A 19,022-nucleotide genomic window follows, 5' to 3' on the forward strand; every position below is an offset into this window, starting at 1 on the left:
AATTATTTAGACCAAACAACTCTATTGATATAATCTGTATACGATAAAATAATGCGCACTACTTTTTCACTCACATTTGGCATTGAATAGTCAGCCACTTCTCTAAAATTACGGTTTGGATTTCTACTTTGCACTTTTAGAGCAGCTAAACCTTGCATTATGCGTTCTGGGTTTAGCCCTACCATCATTACTGAAGCTTCTTCCATAGCTTCTGGACGCTCATGAGCGTCTCTTATATTTAGCGCATGAAAATTTAGAATCGAAGATTCTTCGGAAATAGTGCCTGAGTCAGATAGTACCGCGCAGGAGTGCATTTGTAAAGCATTGTAATCTAAAAAACCAAGTGGTTTTAAAAATTGAATGTTCTTATGTGTTTTTAAATTTTTATTATTTAGCATATTGCGTGTCCGCGGATGCGTAGATACGATAATGGGAAAGTTATAAGTTTCGGCGATTAAATTTAAGGAATCTATAAGTCCTTTAAAGTTTTTTGGGTTACTTATATTTTCTTCTCTATGAGAAGATACAATAAAAAATTCTTGCTCTTTTAGCCCAAGTTTTTCTAAAACATCCGAAGATTTAATTTGAGATAAGAACTTTTTTAAAACTTCATACATTGGACTTCCCGTTTTTATAACTCTATCTGGAGACAAACCTTCTCTTAGAAGATACTCTCGGGCAATGTCGCTGTATGTTAAATTAATATCAGAAACGTGATCAACGATTTTACGATTTGTTTCTTCTGGGACGCGTTGATCGAAGCATCTATTTCCTGCTTCCATATGAAAAACTGGTATTTTACGCTTTTTCGCTGGTATTGCGCAAAGGCATGAGTTGGTATCTCCTAATACCAAAAATGCATTTGGCTGTATTTTTTCTAGAATAGGGTCTATTTTAATTAAGATATTGCCAATAGTTTCATTTGCATTTTTTCCTGCAGCTTCTAAAAAATAATCTGGTTTTCTTAATCCTAAATCTTCAAAAAAGATTTCATTTAGCTCATAATCGTAATTTTGTCCCGTGTGAACCAATATATGTTCAATCGCTTCATTATTGTCTAGTGCAATTAATGTACATGATAATCTTATAATTTCTGGCCGCGTGCCAACTACAGTAAGTACTTTTAATCTTTTCATTATATTTGTTTTATACTTCTACAAAATAGGTGTCAGCGTCTTCAGAATTGTAGGGTTCGTTTATCCAAAAAAGAGTAATTAACTCTTTGTCTCCAATATTTGTAATATTATGAGTATACCAAATTGGCATATCTACGTAAGCTGGTTCATCTCCTTCTAAAATATATTCAAAAACTTGGTCTTCATCTATTTTTCTAAGTTTTATTGAAGCTTTACCACTTATAACCGCAAAACGTTCTACTTTACGTGTGTGAAAGTGGTTACCTCTTGTAATACCAGGAACTGTTGTTGAGTAAGATGATTGCCCTGCGATATCAGAACGCATTATTTCCACAAATGCGCCACGATTATCGGTATGTTTTGTAAACTTTTTTGGAAAATAATTTTTAGGGATAAAACTTGTAAACGTATTAAACAAATCTAGCTCAAATGAATTTAGAGGCACATTTGGAACTTGACCATTATCCAGATATTGATTTTTGAAATTATTGAGTAACCCTAAAATCTCTGAGACTTGCTTTGTACATGTATGTTCAACAACAAAAGAATTAATATTCTTTAAGTTAGTGTTTAGGATTTCTTTATAAAATCTTTCTGAGAGCTGATTAATATATATAAGATTTACTTGAGCATCATTGATTACGGTCGGTTTTTCTCCATTTACAATTTTGTGGCAGAACGTAGCTATAAAAGAATTATAATTAGGTTTTCCAAATGGACCAAATACATTAGGAATTAACATTGAAGTTACCTTTGCACCGCTTTTTTTTGCCCATTCTTCTAACTTTTGCCTTCCGTCTCTTTTCGATTTACCATATAAATTGTCTTTATCTTCTTGTGTGGAGGAAGAAAAAATAATTTTTGGGGTAGTTCTTGTGGCATAGCAAGCCGCAATAAGCTTATCTATAAGTTCTACATTTGTGTTGTAAATGACATCTTGGTTTGTATGCCTATTCATTGCTGCTAAGTGTACTATTACGTCACAAGAAGCTACAAATTCCTCAAGTTGTTCTTTATTATGAAAAAAATCTCTTTTAAATTCAACTCTTGCTATGTCTTCTTTAATACCAAGAAAATTAAATAAATGGCTTCCCATAAAACCACCTTGGCCAGTAATACCGACTTTTACGCTATCTACCATGTTGTCCATTTGTTATAATTAAAACGTACTTCATCATTTTCTATTTCGCCAAATTCATAGTTTGCCATTATCATTAATTGAGAGTTATCTTCTAATGCTCTAAACCCATTAACAAATCCGTTTGGTATGTGAAGTATTTGTTTTGAATTAGCTGAAAGCTTAAATTCTTTTATAGGTAAATTATTTGAAGGGTTTTGCCAATTATCTATTTCTACCAGCTTTATCTGAAAACTTCCGTTGGTGCAAACAAACCACCTACTTTCAACTTTATGACCTTGCCATGCCCGAATGACTTTAGTATCAAAATGGGTAGTAAAATAAATTCGTTTAATTTGCTTGGCATCGAAATCATTAAAAAAATCTAATTTACCTCTTTGGTCTTTAAAAACTCCACCTTTAATTAATGTTGGTTGTTGCTTTTGCAAATCTCTACAATGAATTAATGTCTTCTTTTATAAAATCTAATTTCAGCAATAATTTTTTCATGCCTTCAACGTCTAATTGTTCCGTGTTATGAGAGTGATAATCTTCAACATTATCCATATCAATTTCTCCTTCTGAAAAATAATTGGCATAGTTTAAATCTCTGCTATCTGCAGACACCCTATAATACTCGCCAAGATCTTCAGCTTTAACGCGCTCTTCTCTAGTTAGCAAAGATTCATATAGCTTTTCGCCATGGCGCGTACCAATTACTTTTAGCTCACTTTTAGATTTGTATAGTTCTATTAATGCTTTTGCTAAAGTCTCAATACTTGCCGCTGGTGCTTTCTGAACAAACATATCTCCTGGTTTTGCATTATTAAATGCAAATAACACTAAATCTACAGCATCATCTAAAGTCATCATAAAGCGTGTCATTTTGGGATCTGTCAGTGTTAAATCTTTTTGTTGTTTCATTAACTCAACGAAAAGAGGAATAACAGAACCACGAGATGCCATAACGTTACCATATCTCGTACCTGAAATAATTGTATTTGCGGCATTTCTTGATTTTGCAACCAAGACTTTTTCCATCATGGCTTTTGAAATTCCCATAGCATTAATTGGATATACTGCTTTGTCTGTACTTAAAACAACAACGTTTTTTACATTATGCGTTATAGCTGCATCTAATACGTTTTCTGTACCAACAACATTTGTTTTCACTGCTTCCATAGGAAAAAACTCACATGACGGTACTTGTTTAAGAGCGGCCGCATGAAAAATATAATCTACTCCTCTCACAGCTGTCTCTACGGATCTATAATCTCTTACATCACCAATGTAAAACTTAACTTTAGGGTTAGATACTCGTCTTCTAAGCTCATCTTGTTTTTTTTCGTCTCTAGAAAAAACTCTAATTTCTGAAAAATAGTCGGTTTCTATAAATCTATTGAGTACGGCATTTCCAAAGGATCCTGTTCCGCCTGTAATTAATAGTTTTTTGTTTTTTAATTCTTTCATTCTTGTTTTATATAATCCAAATACCTGTAGGCTAAATAAAATAGGCAGGCGCTAAACACACTGTAAAAAAAGCCACCAGATAAAGCGCAAGTTATAATTAAAGCGACAAAGATTGTAGTTTTTATTGGTTTTTGCTGTGTTTTGTAGAAAATATATCTAATTATCAATAAATATACAAGCGTACCAAATAATCCAAAAAACACAAACATATTTATAAATTCAAACTCTACTCTTATTTTAATGACATTAATACCTCCGAATAAAAATGTGGGCAAGGAAAAATTGCTTATATAATAATTGTAAACTTGTTTGAAGTAAAGATCTCGTGTAGATAGAATAACAGTTAAAAAACCGTACTCATTGTAATACCTTTCTGCAAAAGAAAATATCGAAACTATAAATAATTCGATTTTTTCTCTAAAGCTTAGAAAGAAAATTATACCTATTAAAAATAAAAATCTAAAAAAAGATTTTAATGGGTTTTTTATTAAAAAACAGAAATATGAAATAGCTACTAAAAGCAAAAAAAACCAAATGGTCTTTGTACCAACCAATATTGATATGAAAGTATGTAGTATTAGAAAGATTAAATTTTTTTTAGACTTATTTATATAATAAGTACCAAAAAAAATAATAATTATAGCAATATAAAAGAAACTAGCTGAAGACGAAAACCCTAAAAAACCATTAAAGCCAAACCTGTCTGTTAAGGGATAAGATCTAAAAATCTCAAAGGGAACTATTAAGCTAAATAAAATTATCGGCAGGTTTATAAAAGCCGCTACTTTGATTGAAATTACATTTCTCAATACTATTTCATGAGTTTTTTCATTTTCAACACAAACAACAAATAACGGTAGAAAAATGTAGGTAGAAAATGTAAAGAGATTGTTGAGTAAATCTGTCTTTGAAGTGTTATTTTTAAATAAGAAAAACAACTGTCCTACAATAAATATTATCGTTAAAAAATAAAGAAACTTTAATATTTTATGCCACCAAAGATTTTTTTTATAGATATAGAAAAAAAGATATAATCCTAATCCTAATTTGACGAATGTGCTGACTCTATATGGTAAATTTTCAGATAAAATTAAGATTTTAGTAAAAAACTCCGATGCAAGAATTATAAGAATAAAGTTAGAAAGTAGAAACTCATCGAATTTACTTAGGATAGTTTTTGACATTTACATCTGTAAATTATAACAAGTTATAAAGTTTTGGTTCTGTACCATCAACCTTATAAAGTTGAGGATTCCAAATAAGAAGATTTTCACCATCTGTTTGGCTCTCTACTTGTACAATTCTAATATTTGATGAGGTTGCTCCTTTTTCCCATTTAAAATCTCTTCCTTCTTGTACTTTCTCACCATTAAAATATAAGCCTGAATAAATTTTGGCTTCTATGTTATCTTGGTGGTCACTCGGATATATATAACCCACCAAAGTGTACCAACTTTCTAAATTGGTTAATTTACTTCCTGCACCAATAAAGTTTGCGTTTTTAACAGGTTCTCCAGTTACTTCATTTACAGAGTCAAACGCATAATATACTCTTGCAGAGTTACCATTTGTCTTTTTAACCCAAGCTACAAACATGTATGGCATTGTTGAATCTATTTCTTCTACTTTTGAAAGAAAACCACCGTCCCAACTTGTCGATGTATCTGCAACACACTCCCAAAGTATTGCTTCCTTAGAATCTATATCTAACCCTTTAATTCTTCGACTTTCATTTTCGTTTCCAAAAGATTTAAAACCGTCTGCAGAACCTTGACCTACCGTCCATTTTTCTTTCCAGTTTATTAAATTTTCTGCTGATTTAGGGGCATCTGGCTGTGTTTTAATAATCTCTGTGTTGGTATTAGCATCTTTTTTGTCATTACAGGACAACAACGCTATACAAATAACTAAAGCTAGTAAATATTTCATCTTTAAAATTTTTACAAATTTATATTTAATCTTTATCTAAGAAAAAGAAAAAGGAATTAAAATAAGCATAAAGCATAACTCCTCTTTGGGTTTCAAAAAAAGACTCAATACTAAAGTATAATAAAGTTATAGTTAAAAAAGCAACAAACTTTTTAGAATTTGATGACCTTGCTTCTTTAAAACAATACAAAAATATGTAACCTAATATAAAGAAACCAATGATGCCTGTATCGCCTATGGTTTGAAAAAACTGATTATGATAGTTTAAACCTTTAAATCCTGTTCTATTTGTTGTTTGCAAATAATAACGATACTTTATATCTAAGTACTCTTGAACATTTCCTGCACCCAAACCAAATACTATGTCACTTAATTGCTGATTAAAAAATATGTCTGCTGATATTAGTCTTAAATTTTTTTTTGATATTGGTACAGTTTTGTCTTTTAAATCTTTTGAAACTAAGACAGATTGGTATTCTTCAATAAATCTATAACCTAAATTTGTTTTTGAAAAGATAAAAGACAAACCTATTAAAAGTATTAGATTGATTACTAACGCTTTTTTTAAATTTATATTTTTCTGAACGGCATAAAGTGTTAAACAAATAAATATAATTATAGAAATTTTACTGAGCAGTAATAAAACGTATAACGCAAAAAACATGTATATTATAGTGAAAATATAAACGTTAATTTTTTTGCGTTTTTTCAAATCTAAAAGAAACAAAACACAAACTAAAATTGAGAATGAAAGATACGTTGGGTGGTTATTAACTTTTATAGTCAAATTAGAATGGCTGAATCTAGACATATCATTGTTTAGGAGTAAGCCTTCGTGTACAGGACCATAATTTAAGGCTACACATATCAAAGTGTAGACAGAAAATACTATGGTTACAGCAACAAAATTATATTTAAGTATTTTTACTTGTGTAGAACTAATATGTTTTTTTAAAAGAAAAAACAGAATAGGAATTAAAAATAAAGGAATCTTAAATTTAATAACCTTCAATGCATGATATATATTTTCGGTTTGAATTATTCCTAGTAGATAAGCGAAAAAAAACATTAAAAATAGAATATTAATTTTTTCGCGAAATGCACTTTTAAGATTAAAATTGCGCCATGAGACTACAAAAACAGTTAAAATAGCGAAGATTATTGCAAGATTATTGAATAAGTGATTTGGGTAATTAATCGTAAGCAACAAAAAGTTAAGAGCCCAAAAGGGCATAACATTTGCTACTTTAATTTTAGTTAAAAGATTTGTCATTAGTTAACCAATTCTTTGTAAAAACTAACCCAATTCTGATAATTATTTTCTATGTCGTATTCTGCATAGGCTAATTTTTGCGCATTTTTCGAATATTGAATATATTGTTCTTTTGATAATGCGCATGCTTTGTCTATAGTTTTAGTAAGCGCTTCTACACTATTTTCTGTCCAAAATCCTGCTTTGTTTTTTTCTAAAAGAGACCAAGGCGTGCCTGTAGATGTTATGGCCGGTACAGCATGCATTAAAGATTCTACAACAACATTCCCGAAATTTTCTGTAAAGCTTGGTAATATCAAAAAATAAGCATTGGCTATTAACTTTTCTTTCTCATAGCCCTCTACCTGCCCAACAAACTCTATTTTTTGATGTAACCCTAATGCCTTTGATAGTGCTTTGAGCTTTGCTTCATAAACGGATTCTCCTCTTCCAGCTAACTTAAGTTTTAATCCACTTTTCATAAAATTATCAGACATTTGCAATGCTTTGAATAGATTTTCTAATCCTTTAATTTTGTGAAGTCGGCCTAAAAAAAGTATGTACTCTTTTTCTTGGTTTTCATCTTTTTTTATTGGCTCTGGTCTTACTATATAATTGGGTAGCAAAACAGTTTTTACGGAATCACCAAATACAGATTTAACATAATACTCTTCTTTTTCTACAGTACAATGAATTGTTATTTTTCTTAAAATTAACTTCCAAATCTTTATAAAAATCCTTTTTAATCTTGGCCTGAAGGTGTTTAAAGCAAAAGGGTAAAGCTCTCCTCGTACAGAAACAACCATTTTTCTTTTATAAAACAGTACGTTAATAAGGGCTAGTAATAGAGACGGAGGATAAAAAAGAGAATTAAAATGAAGTATATCTACTTTTTTGATTGTCTTAATGGACTTAAAAATAAGCTTAATAGGAAGCAAACCACTTGATTGTGTAAATAAAAATTTATGGTTTTTATCTGTGTGCCATTTATCTAAATCAATTTGATATGAGGCATTTATGCCTGCATTTGTGGCTAGAACCCTTGTTTCAACAAAATTACTTTTTTTTAAACCCATACACATCCAATAAATTGAGTTTGAAGGTCCACCTAGCTGCGAAGGATAATAGGCGCTTGTTGGGTAAAAAATAGATGTTTTATGCTGCATTTTTATTAAGTATATAACTAATAGACAACCAAAATATTAAAAACAAAATACTTCCTGAGGAAATAATATAACCTTCAAAAAATGAATGTATAAGTACAAATAACAAAATTGATACAATTATTAGAAAATCTTTATTATTGTAGTACTTACTATTTTCGTAAAGGTTAGATATAGCATAAATTACAATGTATAGAAATAGTGAAAAGCCCAAAACACCAAGCATAGAAAGCACTCCCAAATACCCCGAACCAGGCTGAATTGAGCCAGTTTCTATATCATATGACGCTGATTCTTCTGGAATAACTTTTGTGTTTACCGCCGAAAATCCACTGCCCAAAAAAGGTTTAGCCTTAAACTCATCTATCCGTTCTCCCCAAATAAGAAATCTGGTATTATCAAGTCCCTTTTCAAAAATTGTTCTTGATCTGTATCTATTTGACAGATGTTCCTCGGGAATTAAATAAGAATTAAAATTCTTTAGTGTAAAAAAGGCTATTATTCCTATAATTAAAATTCCTGTTCCGAAGAATACAAATTTAATTCTATATATGTAGAAGCCAATGACCATTAGACATACAACCAAAGCTGCCAATGAAGATCTTGCGCCTGAAAGTAGAACAATAAATATTGCTATTAATGCAATTAAAACATGTTTTATTTTTTTGCCATCTTTAAAATATTGCAACACTTTTTCTATGCATACGAGCGCCGCAATTGGAGCTAATGCATTGCTATGATTAAAGACTCCATTAAAGTTTCCTCTTCCTATAGAACCTATATGCGTAAAATAGGCGATAAAGCTTAAAACTACAATAAGTGTATTTATTTTAAAAATATGCCTCAAATTTATAAACTCTTCTGAAGATTGGTTAGTTCTTGTCAATAAACCTATACCAATTATTGTTAAAACAAAAAAACCAAGCCTTAATCCAGAATTAAAAACAGGGTGTATATCATTAAATACAATACTTAGCGCGCAAATAATTACAAATACTAATATGGCAAAATTTAGTCTTAAATTAAATTTGTAAAGACTTATAAGGAACAGTAGAATTAATAAACAATTTCTCAATAGAGAAAAATCATACTCTAATGGCCATACGGTTAAAACCGAGAAATTTAAAACATAAGATAAATAAAGCAGCGTAATAATAAAACTCCGCTTTATTTTCAATTTTAAAGCCATGGTGCTTTGGGTTTATTTAGGCTTAGACCTTCATTGTACTCAATGGTTTCTACAAAATAAGAAGCTATTTTATGAGCATCTAAATTGAGTTGAGCCCAATTTTTTATTTTTGAAGCATCGATATCTGACGCATTTTTAATAGTTTGTTCTAAAATATCTAACAAATTATTTTTTTCTAAGATAAAATAAGTCCCAAGAAATTTATTGTTCTTAAATAACAATTTAGAACCGCATTTGTTACTTGTAATACAATAATTACCTGCCAATAGCGCTTCATTAACTACTGCACCCCAACCATCAAAATTACTCGGCAAAACCAAAACTGTAGATTTGGCCATTTCTGCACGCACCTTTTTTGTTGGCATTACACCTAAATAATCGATGTCTAAATTGTTTTTAGCATAATCGGCAATTACCTTTTGATGTTCTCCACTACCAATAATTTTTAGTTTAGCACTGTTTTTGGGTAACTTTAAAAAACACTCTATAAGATAAAGTATGTTTTTTCTGTCTGATAGTTCTCCTACAAACAAAAAAGTTACTTTGGTATCTTCTTTTTCCAATTTAATATCAAACACTTCAGAAAAATAAATCCATTGGTGAATTTTATCTGTGTTATATCCTAATTTTTTATACCAATTATAAGCTTCATCTCCAATTGCATGAATGCCTTTAATGTGCTTGTTGTATTTTAAATACTCTTGCTTAGATTTTAAAAATCTTAGTTTGCCCTTTATTCCTTCGTTTTTAAACTGTTCTGAACCTGTATAGAACTTTACATTTGCATTTATAAGATACTTTATAGCTTTCTTGCCAATATTGTAAATATTTATGCCAGCCACGAAATGGCAAGCGTCTTTAGTGTTTTCTATAATTTGTTTAATCTCCTCATCTGACGGATTTACTATCAAATTCAACCCATCAATTTTTTGAGTCTTCCAGCCTAGTTTTTTTCGGTCTTCGGTCAACTCTTTATCAACTATCAGGGTAACATCATGACCTTGACTTATAAGCGCTTTATGAAATGGAGTTCTTAAATGACTTACTAAATTTTCATAAAATACTATTTTCATGCTAAATTTTTGTTTATTTTTTTATTGCTAATAAAATACATTGGTATTACGTAAACTAAGGCTAAAATAACAATTAAAGCAGCAAGATAACCAGATAAACCATAATTAGATAAGGTGTAAATTTTTATTGGTATACCAATAAAAGCTAATATAACATATACTACCAATTGTACGTAAAAGACACTTATAGAATTGAGATAGGTTATTAAAACATTTCCAACACCGTACAATAAAAAAACTGAACCTGCCAAAACATAAACAAGAGTTTGGTAGGAAATGGTATCATCTCCAATCCACAATTGTAAAATCTCATCCCCTATTGCTACCATTAAAAGGCTTAACAGAATCATAGCCAAAAAAACACCAATAATTGTAGTATTTAATAGTTTTTTAATTTTTTTGAATTCTTTTTTGTGGTGGGCTTCTGCTAAAATTGGCCATAGCACAGAAGTGATTACCATTAGTGTAGTAAGGCCAATATCAAAAGGGCGTTTTATAATTTCATAATCTTTTAAAATGTCATAAGAGCCATAGATACTAATAAGATAAGTGTCTATTGTTCTTGAGAAAAAGAAAAATATACTCCCTAAAAAATAAAAGATAGATTTTTTTATAAGACTAGGTATGTATAGTTTTTTTATAACCTTTTTGTTTCTAAAAACATCTTTTCTTATAATAAAAAAGTAAAGTAAAATATTTATAAAGTTAGTTACTAAAATGGCCAAATAGTAATAAAATATTATATCAACAATACTACTATCGTACTTTACGAGAAAATATATTAATAGTATTTGTAACGATTTCTGAACAATCTCAGATATATGAAAGATAGAATTGTCTAAAAAGCCAAATTGAATTTTTTGAATTAGTGTGGTTGGAAGAATAACAAAAAACAAACCACAAAGTAGCGGGAAGTTGTCACTAAGGGAAACCAATAATTCCTCATCAATATCCTTGAATAAAAGTTCTAGTCCAAAAAAATAGTTAATAAGCAAAAATATGCCTAGAAGTATGAGCGCTAAAACTGATAAAAATTTAATGAGTTGAAACACAACCGTTCTAATAATCTTTATATATTTCTTTGAACGGTAATATATAATCTCATTAATAAGTATGCTACCTATACCTAAATCTAAAAAGCCGTATATGGTTATAAATTGTGTGAGAATTGAAAAGACAGCAAACTCCTCTGTTGTATAGTTATTGATAATTAAAGGTATAATTATCAAAATATTAAAGATTCCTATCGCTCTTGCAAAAAGTGATAAAGACACAGATTGAAAAAAATGACTAAATAAGTATTTTTTAAGCTTTAATTTTATCAAACTGTCAAATTTAGTTTAAAGAGTTAAAATGCTGCTTTAAACGTTTTTTAGTTAAAATGTTCTGTGCTCCATTTAAAGATTGTTTAAATGCAGAAGGAGAATCGTGCTGTACCAAATTTCTGCAGATAACATCCTTTTTTATTACAGAAAAATAATTTCCAGGAATTGAAGAATAAAGACTATTGTAACCAGCTTCCTTGCATAGTGCTATAACTTTATTGCTAAAACTTCCTCTTGGAAAACACAAATCCGTTATTTCTTCACTAAGTAAGTCTTCTAACTTGTTTTTACAGGTTACCAGTTCAGATGTGATTTCATCTTTATTTAAAGTTCCTAAATTAACATGATTATCAGTATGTGCACCAAACGTAAAATTTGAATAAGTATTAAGATCTAAAATCTGTTCTTTATTTAGATAATTTTCTTTACCAATAAAAGATGAAATCAAAAAAATATGAACCTTAATATTATTTTTTATAAAGTATGATTTACAATCATAAATGCCCTTAAAACCATCATCAAAACAAATAAGAATTTCACCTTTTTTTTTGGTTATTTCTTTAACTATAACATACTCATTTTTCAAAATATCCATGTGCTTAATAAACAACTCCAAAGGCGTAGACATTGGAGTAAAGGGTTTAGAATTGTGCACGTCATGGTAGTAAATTACTTTACTGTATTGGTTTTGGTAAAGAAATGAAGATATCGCAAAAATAATTTTCTTAAAAAGTGTCAAAATCTGAATATGTAAAATTAAGCTGCTCTAATGGTAAAGTTGTATTTAACAAGTCTATATAACCAATCGCTAAGCCTTTTTCGCTTGTGAATCTTTGGTTTAAAATTTTATTAAGCGCACTATTATTAGAAACATGAAATAACACTCTTGGGATACCTAAGTAAAATGCTAATACTCTTAATTTAAAAATTATTTTTGAAGGTTTTGTACTACTCTTTGATAAAACATCAGCAACAATAAAGTTATATCCTTTTACCTGAAACCATACATTTAAGCCTAAAAATTTAATGTTATAATTTCCATTTTTATCCTTGTATTTATAATAATCGTCATTTCTTAGTAAATGTGGGTTTTCATTTCCTTTGTTAGAATATGGATATGTTTTAGATTTAAAAGGCTTTAAAATAAAATTACACCACGCCAAGTAATTCTGAGGTTTAATTATTTTTTGAATTAATGAATACGGTAAGCAAGGCGCTAAAAAAGAAAATTTACAAATGTCTTCTTTATGCTGCCATTCTAATTTTTTCACAAAACCGTAATATGAAGCTTCTCCAGGAAAACCAAACACAAATTCTATACCCAATTCCTTAGCCCTATCGTAGGTTTGCTTAGCTAAGTTTACAAACAGTCCTTTTTTTCTATGATTTGGATGTGTCATTGTATCACCTGACTGAGCGGCTAAATAGACCTTATTGTTGTAAGTAAACTCACAAGGAAATACACCGTAATATGCAGCAGGCAAATTATCTTCTACGGAGTAAGCAATATAACCTATTGTATAATGACCAAAAGCAGAAGTGTCGTATTTTTTTTTAATAATTTTGAGGTCTCTATCTTGTTGATAAACCGCTTTTATTAGATACTGAATATCGGCAATATTATCTTCCGATACAAGTTTATAATAATAAGCCATACGCTTTGTTTTAAAATTTAATTACTAGTTTATGTACTTTGTAAAATCTTTATGGTTTAAATCTCTAATAACATTCATAGGTAAAGACTTAAAATACTCATATGTAATTTGAAGTCCTTCTTTTCTATCTACTTTTGGTTCCCAACCTAAAATACGTTTTGCCTTTTCAATATTTGGCTGTCTTTTTAAAGGGTCGTCTTTGGGCAAATCCTTGTAGACTATTTTTTGAGTTGTCCCTGTAAGTTCAATAATTTCTTTTGCAAAATCAAGAATAGTAATTTCATCTGGATTACCGATGTTTACTGGCGCATGGTAATTTGAGTGCAGTAAACGATAGATGCCTTCAATTAAATCATCTACGTAACAAAATGATCTTGTTTGACTTCCATCTCCAAATACAGTTAAATCTTCTCCCCTTAAGGCTTGACCAATAAAAGCTGGTAAAACTCTTCCGTCATTTAAACGCATTCTAGGTCCATAAGTATTAAAGATTCTTACAATACCTATGTCAACTTTATGAAAGGTATGGTAAGCCATGGTTATAGCCTCTTGATACCGTTTTGCTTCATCATAAACACCTCTTGGGCCAACTGAATTTACGTTTCCATAATACTCTTCTGTTTGAGGATGTACCAATGGATCACCATAAACCTCAGAAGTTGAAGCTATGAGAATTTTTGCGTTTTTTGCTTTTGCTAAACCTAAACAGTTATGAGTTCCATTAGCACCTACTTTAAGAGTTTGTATAGGGATTTTTAAATAATCGATAGGACTTGCGGGAGATGCAAAATGTAATATATAATCTAGGTCTCCTGGTATGTGTATGAAATTTGTAATATCATGGTTATAAAACTTAAAATTTTCAAGAGGAAACAAATGCTCTATATTTTTAAGATCTCCAGTGATAAGATTATCCATACCAATAACGTTATAACCTTCTTTTATAAATCTGTCACAAAGATGAGATCCTAAAAATCCAGCTGCCCCTGTTATCAATATTCTTTTCATTTTTTATGTTTAATTAATAGTTAACTAGAGTCTTTCGTCAATAACATTTTTTGAAAGTACTCCTTTGACGTCGTATACCACGCCATTATGAGATTTTATTTTTTTATAATTTATATTTAAAAACTCACTATGGGCTACGACGTGAATTATAACATCGTAATTATTTTCTATCTGAGAAATCAATTCAATACCATATTCATCTTTAACCTCTTTAAAATCTGCCCACGGATCATAGACATCTATTGACATATCATATTGCTTTAAAGAAGTGTAAACATCTATAGCCTTGGTGTTTCTAATATCTGGACAATTCTCTTTAAATGTAATACCAAGCATTAATACTTTAGCTTTTTTTACTTTAATGTCCTTTTTTACCATTAATTTTAAAATTTCGGTTGCAATATAATCTCCCATACTGTCGTTCAGTCTTCTGCCCGCTAAAATAATTTCAGAATGGTATCCTACTTCTTGTGCTTTTTGTGCTAAATAAAACGGATCAACACCAATACAATGACCTCCAACTAAACCTGGCTTAAAGTGTAAAAAATTCCACTTTGTAGCAGCTGCTTCTAAAACATCGTGAGTATCAATACCCAATTTGTTAAAAATAATAGCGAGCTCGTTAACAAAAGCAATGTTTACATCTCTTTGTGCATTTTCTATGACTTTTGAAGCTTCTGCAACTTTTATTGTAGGAGCTAAATGAGTGCCCGCTGTGATTATAGACTTGTATAATTCATCTACTATCTTGCCGACCTCCAATGTTGAACCTGAAGTCACTTTTTTTATGTTTGCTACAGTATGTGTTTTATCTCCTGGGTTTATTCTTTCTGGAGAATAACCACAAAAAAAGTCTGTATTAAACTTTAAGGAGCTGTATTTTTCTAAAATAGGTACACATTCATCTTCTGTTACGCCTGGGTAAACAGTTGATTCATAGATTACGATATCATTTGGCTTTAAAACATTACCTACCGTTTCCGAGGCTTTAATAAGTGGTGATAAAATAGGTCTATTGTTTCGGTCAACTGGAGTTGGTACGGTAACAATAAAAATGTTTGAATCTTTGATATCATTAACGTTATTTGTTAATTTTAATCCACTTTTCTCAGTGTTTTTTAAAACGTTCTTTAAGTCACTATCACTTACCTCTAGAGTATAGTCATGACCACTATTAAGCTCACTTACCCTACTGTGATTGATATCAAAACCCACAACATTGTATTTTTTTGCAAACTCTACAGCTAATGGGAGACCTACGTAACCTAAACCTATTATAGTAATTTTATTTTTCATACTTTTTTTAAAAACGGTTTATAGTGGAAATCAACGATACAGTTCTATTGTTCTTATTGATTCGTTATACTTTTAATAGTCTTAATTTGGTGCAAATATCGTTTATTTTAACGATTATCTAAAAGACTTATTTTTAAATACAATAACAAAGTTTCTTTGCAAAGCGTCTGTCCAAAAATCCAATCGAGTGTCAAAAACTTTTCGTGTATTTGAAGTATATAATACACTATAATTTGGCCTAGAGGCAGTAGTTTGATAATTTATCGACGAAACAGGATTAATATTTAGCTTTAAATTTAAAATTTCTTTTATTTTTTTAGCAAAATCAAACCAGCTTATACATCCAATGTTTGCAAAATGAAATATCCCAAAAGTTGCTTTTTTTGAATCTATAATTTCACAAATAAAGTTAGCCAAATCCATTGCATATGTTGGGCTTCCAAATTGATTGTTTACAACATTAATCTCTTTTTTTTCCTCTGACAATCTTAAAACTGTTTTAACAAAATTATTTCCATATTGAGAGTACAGCCAAGATGTTCTAATTATAATGTAATTAGAAATCGTATTTACAATCTCTATTTCACCATCTCTTTTGGTCTTGCCATATGTATTAATTGGATTTGTAATGTCTGTCTCTAGATAAGGCTCATTTTTTTTGCCATCAAAAACAAAGTCTGTAGAAATATGAATAAGAATTGTGTTATATTTTTTACAAGCTAAAGCTAAATTTTTTGCGCCAATAGTATTGACTAATTTTGCTTTTTTTGGTTCTGACTCTGCTTTATCAACTGCTGTATATGCAGCGCAATTAACACAGTAATCGAAGCTTTTAGATTTAAAATTGTGCGCAATTGATGTTTTTGAAGTAATATCTAATTCTGTAGAATTCCTAAAAGTGAAATCAATTAAAGGATAACTCTCCTCCAAATCTTTTAAACATAGTGCTAATTGACTGTCTTTTCCAGTGACGAGAACAGAAATCATAATTTTAAATCTTCAAATTTTGGTAGCATTATATCTTTTTCTGAAAGTTTATAAGATGTTCCTAAATCATTCCAACTTATGCTTAAAGTTTGGTCATCATAAATAATACCAGATTCGCTTTCGTTATTATAAAAATTATCGCACTTATAACTAAAAATCGTATCGTCTTCCAAAGCTAAAAACCCATGAGCAAAACCCCTAGGAATAAATAATTGGGTATTATTCTTTTCTGACAATTCAATTGAAAAGTGCTGTCCAAAAGTTCTTGAATTTTCTCGTAAATCAACAACTACATCTTGAACACTTCCTTTTATAACTCTTACAAGTTTAGCTTGTGCAAATTCACGGTGTTGAAAATGTAATCCTCTTAAAACACCTTTTGAAGATTGCGACTGATTATCTTGAACAAAATTTATTTTTTGACCTATAAGCTCTTCAAATACTTTTTGATTGAAACTTTCAAAAAACGAACCTCTTTCGTCTTTAAAAATATGTGGTTGAATAATAAAGCAACCTTTTAGATTAGACTCCGTAACCTTCATAAACACTAATCTATGAGATTTAATAAATGTTTCCCATATCCACTTTTTATAAGTGGCTCTGCCAATGCACGAAGTTGTTCATCATTAATATAACCCATTTCGTAAGCAGCTTCTTCAATAGCGCCAATTTTTAAGCCTTGACGCTCTTCTATAACTTCAACAAATTGCGAGGCTTGTAAAAGCGATTGAAACGTTCCTGTATCTAACCAAGCAGTGCCTTTGTCAAGAATACTTACTTTTAATTTTCCTGCTTTAAGATATGCTTTGTTTACATCTGTAATTTCAAGTTCACCACGTGTACTGGGTTTTATTTTTTTTGCAATTTGAACTACATTATTGTCATAAAAATAAATTCCTGGAACAGCAAAATTAGATTTTGGTGCTTTTGGTTTTTCTTCTATCGAAACTGCATTAAAATCATCATCAAACTCAACAACACCATAACGCTCTGGGTCATGTACATGATAAGCGTATACGATTCCACCGTCAGGATTGTTATTTTGCTGTAATAATTCTGACAAACCTGTACCGTAAAAAATATTGTCTCCTAAAATTAGAGCAACTTTATCTTTACCAATAAAATCCTCTGCAATAATAAATGCCTCTGCCAATCCGTTTGGGAACGCTTGCTCTGCATATTGAAAGCTACAGCCCAATTGACTTCCATCGCCTAACAGTTTTTTAAATAGTGGTAAATCTTGCGGCGTAGAAATGATTAAAATATCCTTGATTCCTGACCACATTAATGTAGACAACGGATAATAAATCATGGGCTTATCGTAAATAGGCATCAACTGCTTGCTCACCGCCAATGTTAGTGGATGCAAACGTGTGCCTGAACCTCCAGCAAGAATTATTCCCTTCATTTATTGCTCGTATTTATTGATGTACCAATTTACGGTTTTTATAATACCTGATTCAAAATCCTCATCTGCAATCCAGCCTAATTCATTTTCAATTTTTGAAGCATCAACGGCGTATCTAAAATCATGACCTGGTCTGTCTGAAACAAACCTTATTAAGTTTGAATATGGGTCTTGTTGAGGTTGTAACTCATCTAAAATACTGCAAATTTTATGAGCAATGTATAAATTATCTCTTTCGTTTTTGCCTCCAATATTATAGGTTTCTCCTGATTTACCCTTGTGAAATACTAAATCAATACCCTTACAATGGTCTGTTACGTAGAGCCAATCTCTGACGTTTTTTCCATCTCCGTAAATAGGAATTTGCTCACCTCGTAACGCTTTTCTAATAACAGTTGGTATTAATTTCTCATCGTGCTGTTTTGGTCCGTAATTGTTACTGCAATTGGTTGTAACAATATTCATCCCGTAGGTATGAAAATAACTTCGAACTAAGAAATCCGAAGATGCCTTTGACGCGCTATAAGGGCTATTTGGAGCATAAGCTGTTTCTTCTGTAAATAAACCTTCTTTTCCAAGAGATCCATAAACCTCATCGGTTGAGATGTGATGAAATCTGTTAGTTTCACATCCGTTCTTGAAATGAAAAGGGGCTTCCATCCAATAATTTCTAGCAACATCTAATAAATTAAAAGTACCTAATATATTAGTGTCTATAAATGCGCTTGGACCACTAATTGAATTGTCTACGTGAGATTCTGCAGCAAAATGAATTACACCAGAGAAATTGTAGTCTTTAAAAAGTTTTTCTACCAATTCTTTATTACAAATATCTCCTTTGATATAAAAATAGTTTGGATGATTTGCAACAGACTTTAAATTAGAAAGCTCGCCTGCGTAGGTGAGCTTATCTAAATTTACAATTTTATAATTGGGATATTTGTCTAAATAATATTCTATAAAATTAGAACCAATAAAGCCTAAACCACCTGTTATTAATAATGATTGAATCAC

Annotated in this window: 19 protein-coding genes; all 19 read right to left on the reverse strand. The window is 30.3% G+C overall.

The features are described from left to right. Positions 1-2: 2 nt before the first annotated feature. Positions 3-1,136, reverse strand: coding sequence for a non-hydrolyzing UDP-N-acetylglucosamine 2-epimerase (gene wecB, locus ACFQ1Q_RS04835; RefSeq protein WP_386128541.1), 1,134 nt, complete (start codon positions 1,134-1,136; stop codon positions 3-5). A gap of 10 nt (positions 1,137-1,146) precedes the next feature. Further along, positions 1,147-2,286, reverse strand: a complete 1,140-nt coding sequence (locus tag ACFQ1Q_RS04840; protein ID WP_386128543.1) for a polysaccharide biosynthesis C-terminal domain-containing protein — start codon at positions 2,284-2,286, stop codon at positions 1,147-1,149. Next, positions 2,271-2,702, reverse strand: a complete 432-nt coding sequence (locus ACFQ1Q_RS04845) for a WxcM-like domain-containing protein (protein WP_386128545.1) — start codon at positions 2,700-2,702, stop codon at positions 2,271-2,273. Before ACFQ1Q_RS04845 ends, ACFQ1Q_RS04840 begins: the two co-directional genes overlap by 16 nt. Positions 2,703-2,706: 4 nt before the next feature. Beyond that, positions 2,707-3,723: a polysaccharide biosynthesis protein gene (locus tag ACFQ1Q_RS04850; protein ID WP_386128547.1), complete on the reverse strand. Its 1,017-nt coding sequence runs from the start codon at positions 3,721-3,723 to the stop codon at positions 2,707-2,709. Continuing rightward, on the reverse strand, positions 3,720-4,907 hold the full coding sequence (locus ACFQ1Q_RS04855; protein ID WP_386128549.1) for a hypothetical protein: 1,188 nt from the start codon (positions 4,905-4,907) through the stop codon (positions 3,720-3,722). Before ACFQ1Q_RS04855 ends, ACFQ1Q_RS04850 begins: the two co-directional genes overlap by 4 nt. Before the next feature lie 13 nt (positions 4,908-4,920). Then, positions 4,921-5,652 (reverse strand): hypothetical protein, encoded by a 732-nt coding sequence (locus tag ACFQ1Q_RS04860; RefSeq protein WP_386128551.1) that lies wholly within the window; start codon positions 5,650-5,652, stop codon positions 4,921-4,923. A 25-nt stretch (positions 5,653-5,677) separates the two neighbouring features. Continuing rightward, positions 5,678-6,178, reverse strand: coding sequence for a hypothetical protein (locus ACFQ1Q_RS04865; RefSeq protein ID WP_386128553.1), 501 nt, complete (start codon positions 6,176-6,178; stop codon positions 5,678-5,680). Between the two features lie 746 nt (positions 6,179-6,924). Further along, positions 6,925-7,980: a glycosyltransferase gene (locus ACFQ1Q_RS04870; RefSeq protein WP_386128555.1), complete on the reverse strand. Its 1,056-nt coding sequence runs from the start codon at positions 7,978-7,980 to the stop codon at positions 6,925-6,927. 79 nt (positions 7,981-8,059) lie between these two features. Further along, positions 8,060-8,953 carry an O-antigen ligase family protein gene (locus tag ACFQ1Q_RS04875; RefSeq protein ID WP_386128557.1) on the reverse strand — a complete coding sequence of 298 codons (894 nt, stop codon included), beginning with the start codon at positions 8,951-8,953 and terminating at the stop codon, positions 8,060-8,062. Positions 8,954-9,246: 293 nt separating this feature from the next. After that, on the reverse strand, positions 9,247-10,329 hold the full coding sequence (locus ACFQ1Q_RS04880) for a glycosyltransferase family 4 protein (protein ID WP_386128559.1): 1,083 nt from the start codon (positions 10,327-10,329) through the stop codon (positions 9,247-9,249). Further along, on the reverse strand, positions 10,326-11,654 hold the full coding sequence (locus ACFQ1Q_RS04885; RefSeq protein ID WP_386128561.1) for an oligosaccharide flippase family protein: 1,329 nt from the start codon (positions 11,652-11,654) through the stop codon (positions 10,326-10,328). Before ACFQ1Q_RS04885 ends, ACFQ1Q_RS04880 begins: the two co-directional genes overlap by 4 nt. A gap of 10 nt (positions 11,655-11,664) precedes the next feature. Further along, positions 11,665-12,282: a polysaccharide deacetylase family protein gene (locus ACFQ1Q_RS04890; protein WP_386128563.1), complete on the reverse strand. Its 618-nt coding sequence runs from the start codon at positions 12,280-12,282 to the stop codon at positions 11,665-11,667. 97 nt (positions 12,283-12,379) lie between these two features. Then, positions 12,380-13,309, reverse strand: coding sequence for a GNAT family N-acetyltransferase (locus ACFQ1Q_RS04895; protein WP_386128565.1), 930 nt, complete (start codon positions 13,307-13,309; stop codon positions 12,380-12,382). 24 nt (positions 13,310-13,333) lie between these two features. Further along, positions 13,334-14,317 carry a UDP-glucuronic acid decarboxylase family protein gene (locus ACFQ1Q_RS04900; RefSeq protein WP_386128567.1) on the reverse strand — a complete coding sequence of 328 codons (984 nt, stop codon included), beginning with the start codon at positions 14,315-14,317 and terminating at the stop codon, positions 13,334-13,336. A gap of 24 nt (positions 14,318-14,341) precedes the next feature. Beyond that, the gene (locus ACFQ1Q_RS04905; protein ID WP_386128569.1) at positions 14,342-15,613 is read right to left on the reverse strand and encodes a nucleotide sugar dehydrogenase; all 1,272 of its coding nucleotides are present in this window, start codon (positions 15,611-15,613) and stop codon (positions 14,342-14,344) included. A 114-nt stretch (positions 15,614-15,727) separates the two neighbouring features. Further along, entirely contained in the window at positions 15,728-16,600 is an 873-nt protein-coding gene (gene rfbD / locus ACFQ1Q_RS04910; RefSeq protein ID WP_386128571.1) for a dTDP-4-dehydrorhamnose reductase, read from the reverse strand. After that, positions 16,597-17,142, reverse strand: a complete 546-nt coding sequence (gene rfbC / locus ACFQ1Q_RS04915) for a dTDP-4-dehydrorhamnose 3,5-epimerase (RefSeq protein ID WP_386128573.1) — start codon at positions 17,140-17,142, stop codon at positions 16,597-16,599. Before rfbC ends, rfbD begins: the two co-directional genes overlap by 4 nt. A gap of 5 nt (positions 17,143-17,147) precedes the next feature. Further along, positions 17,148-18,008 carry a glucose-1-phosphate thymidylyltransferase RfbA gene (gene rfbA / locus ACFQ1Q_RS04920; protein ID WP_386128575.1) on the reverse strand — a complete coding sequence of 287 codons (861 nt, stop codon included), beginning with the start codon at positions 18,006-18,008 and terminating at the stop codon, positions 17,148-17,150. Beyond that, entirely contained in the window at positions 18,009-19,019 is a 1,011-nt protein-coding gene (gene rfbB / locus ACFQ1Q_RS04925) for a dTDP-glucose 4,6-dehydratase (protein ID WP_386130164.1), read from the reverse strand. It abuts the gene before it with no gap. Positions 19,020-19,022 lie beyond the last annotated feature (3 nt).

Source organism: Winogradskyella litorisediminis (genome assembly GCF_042675765.1).
GTDB lineage: Bacteria > Bacteroidota > Bacteroidia > Flavobacteriales > Flavobacteriaceae > Winogradskyella > Winogradskyella litorisediminis.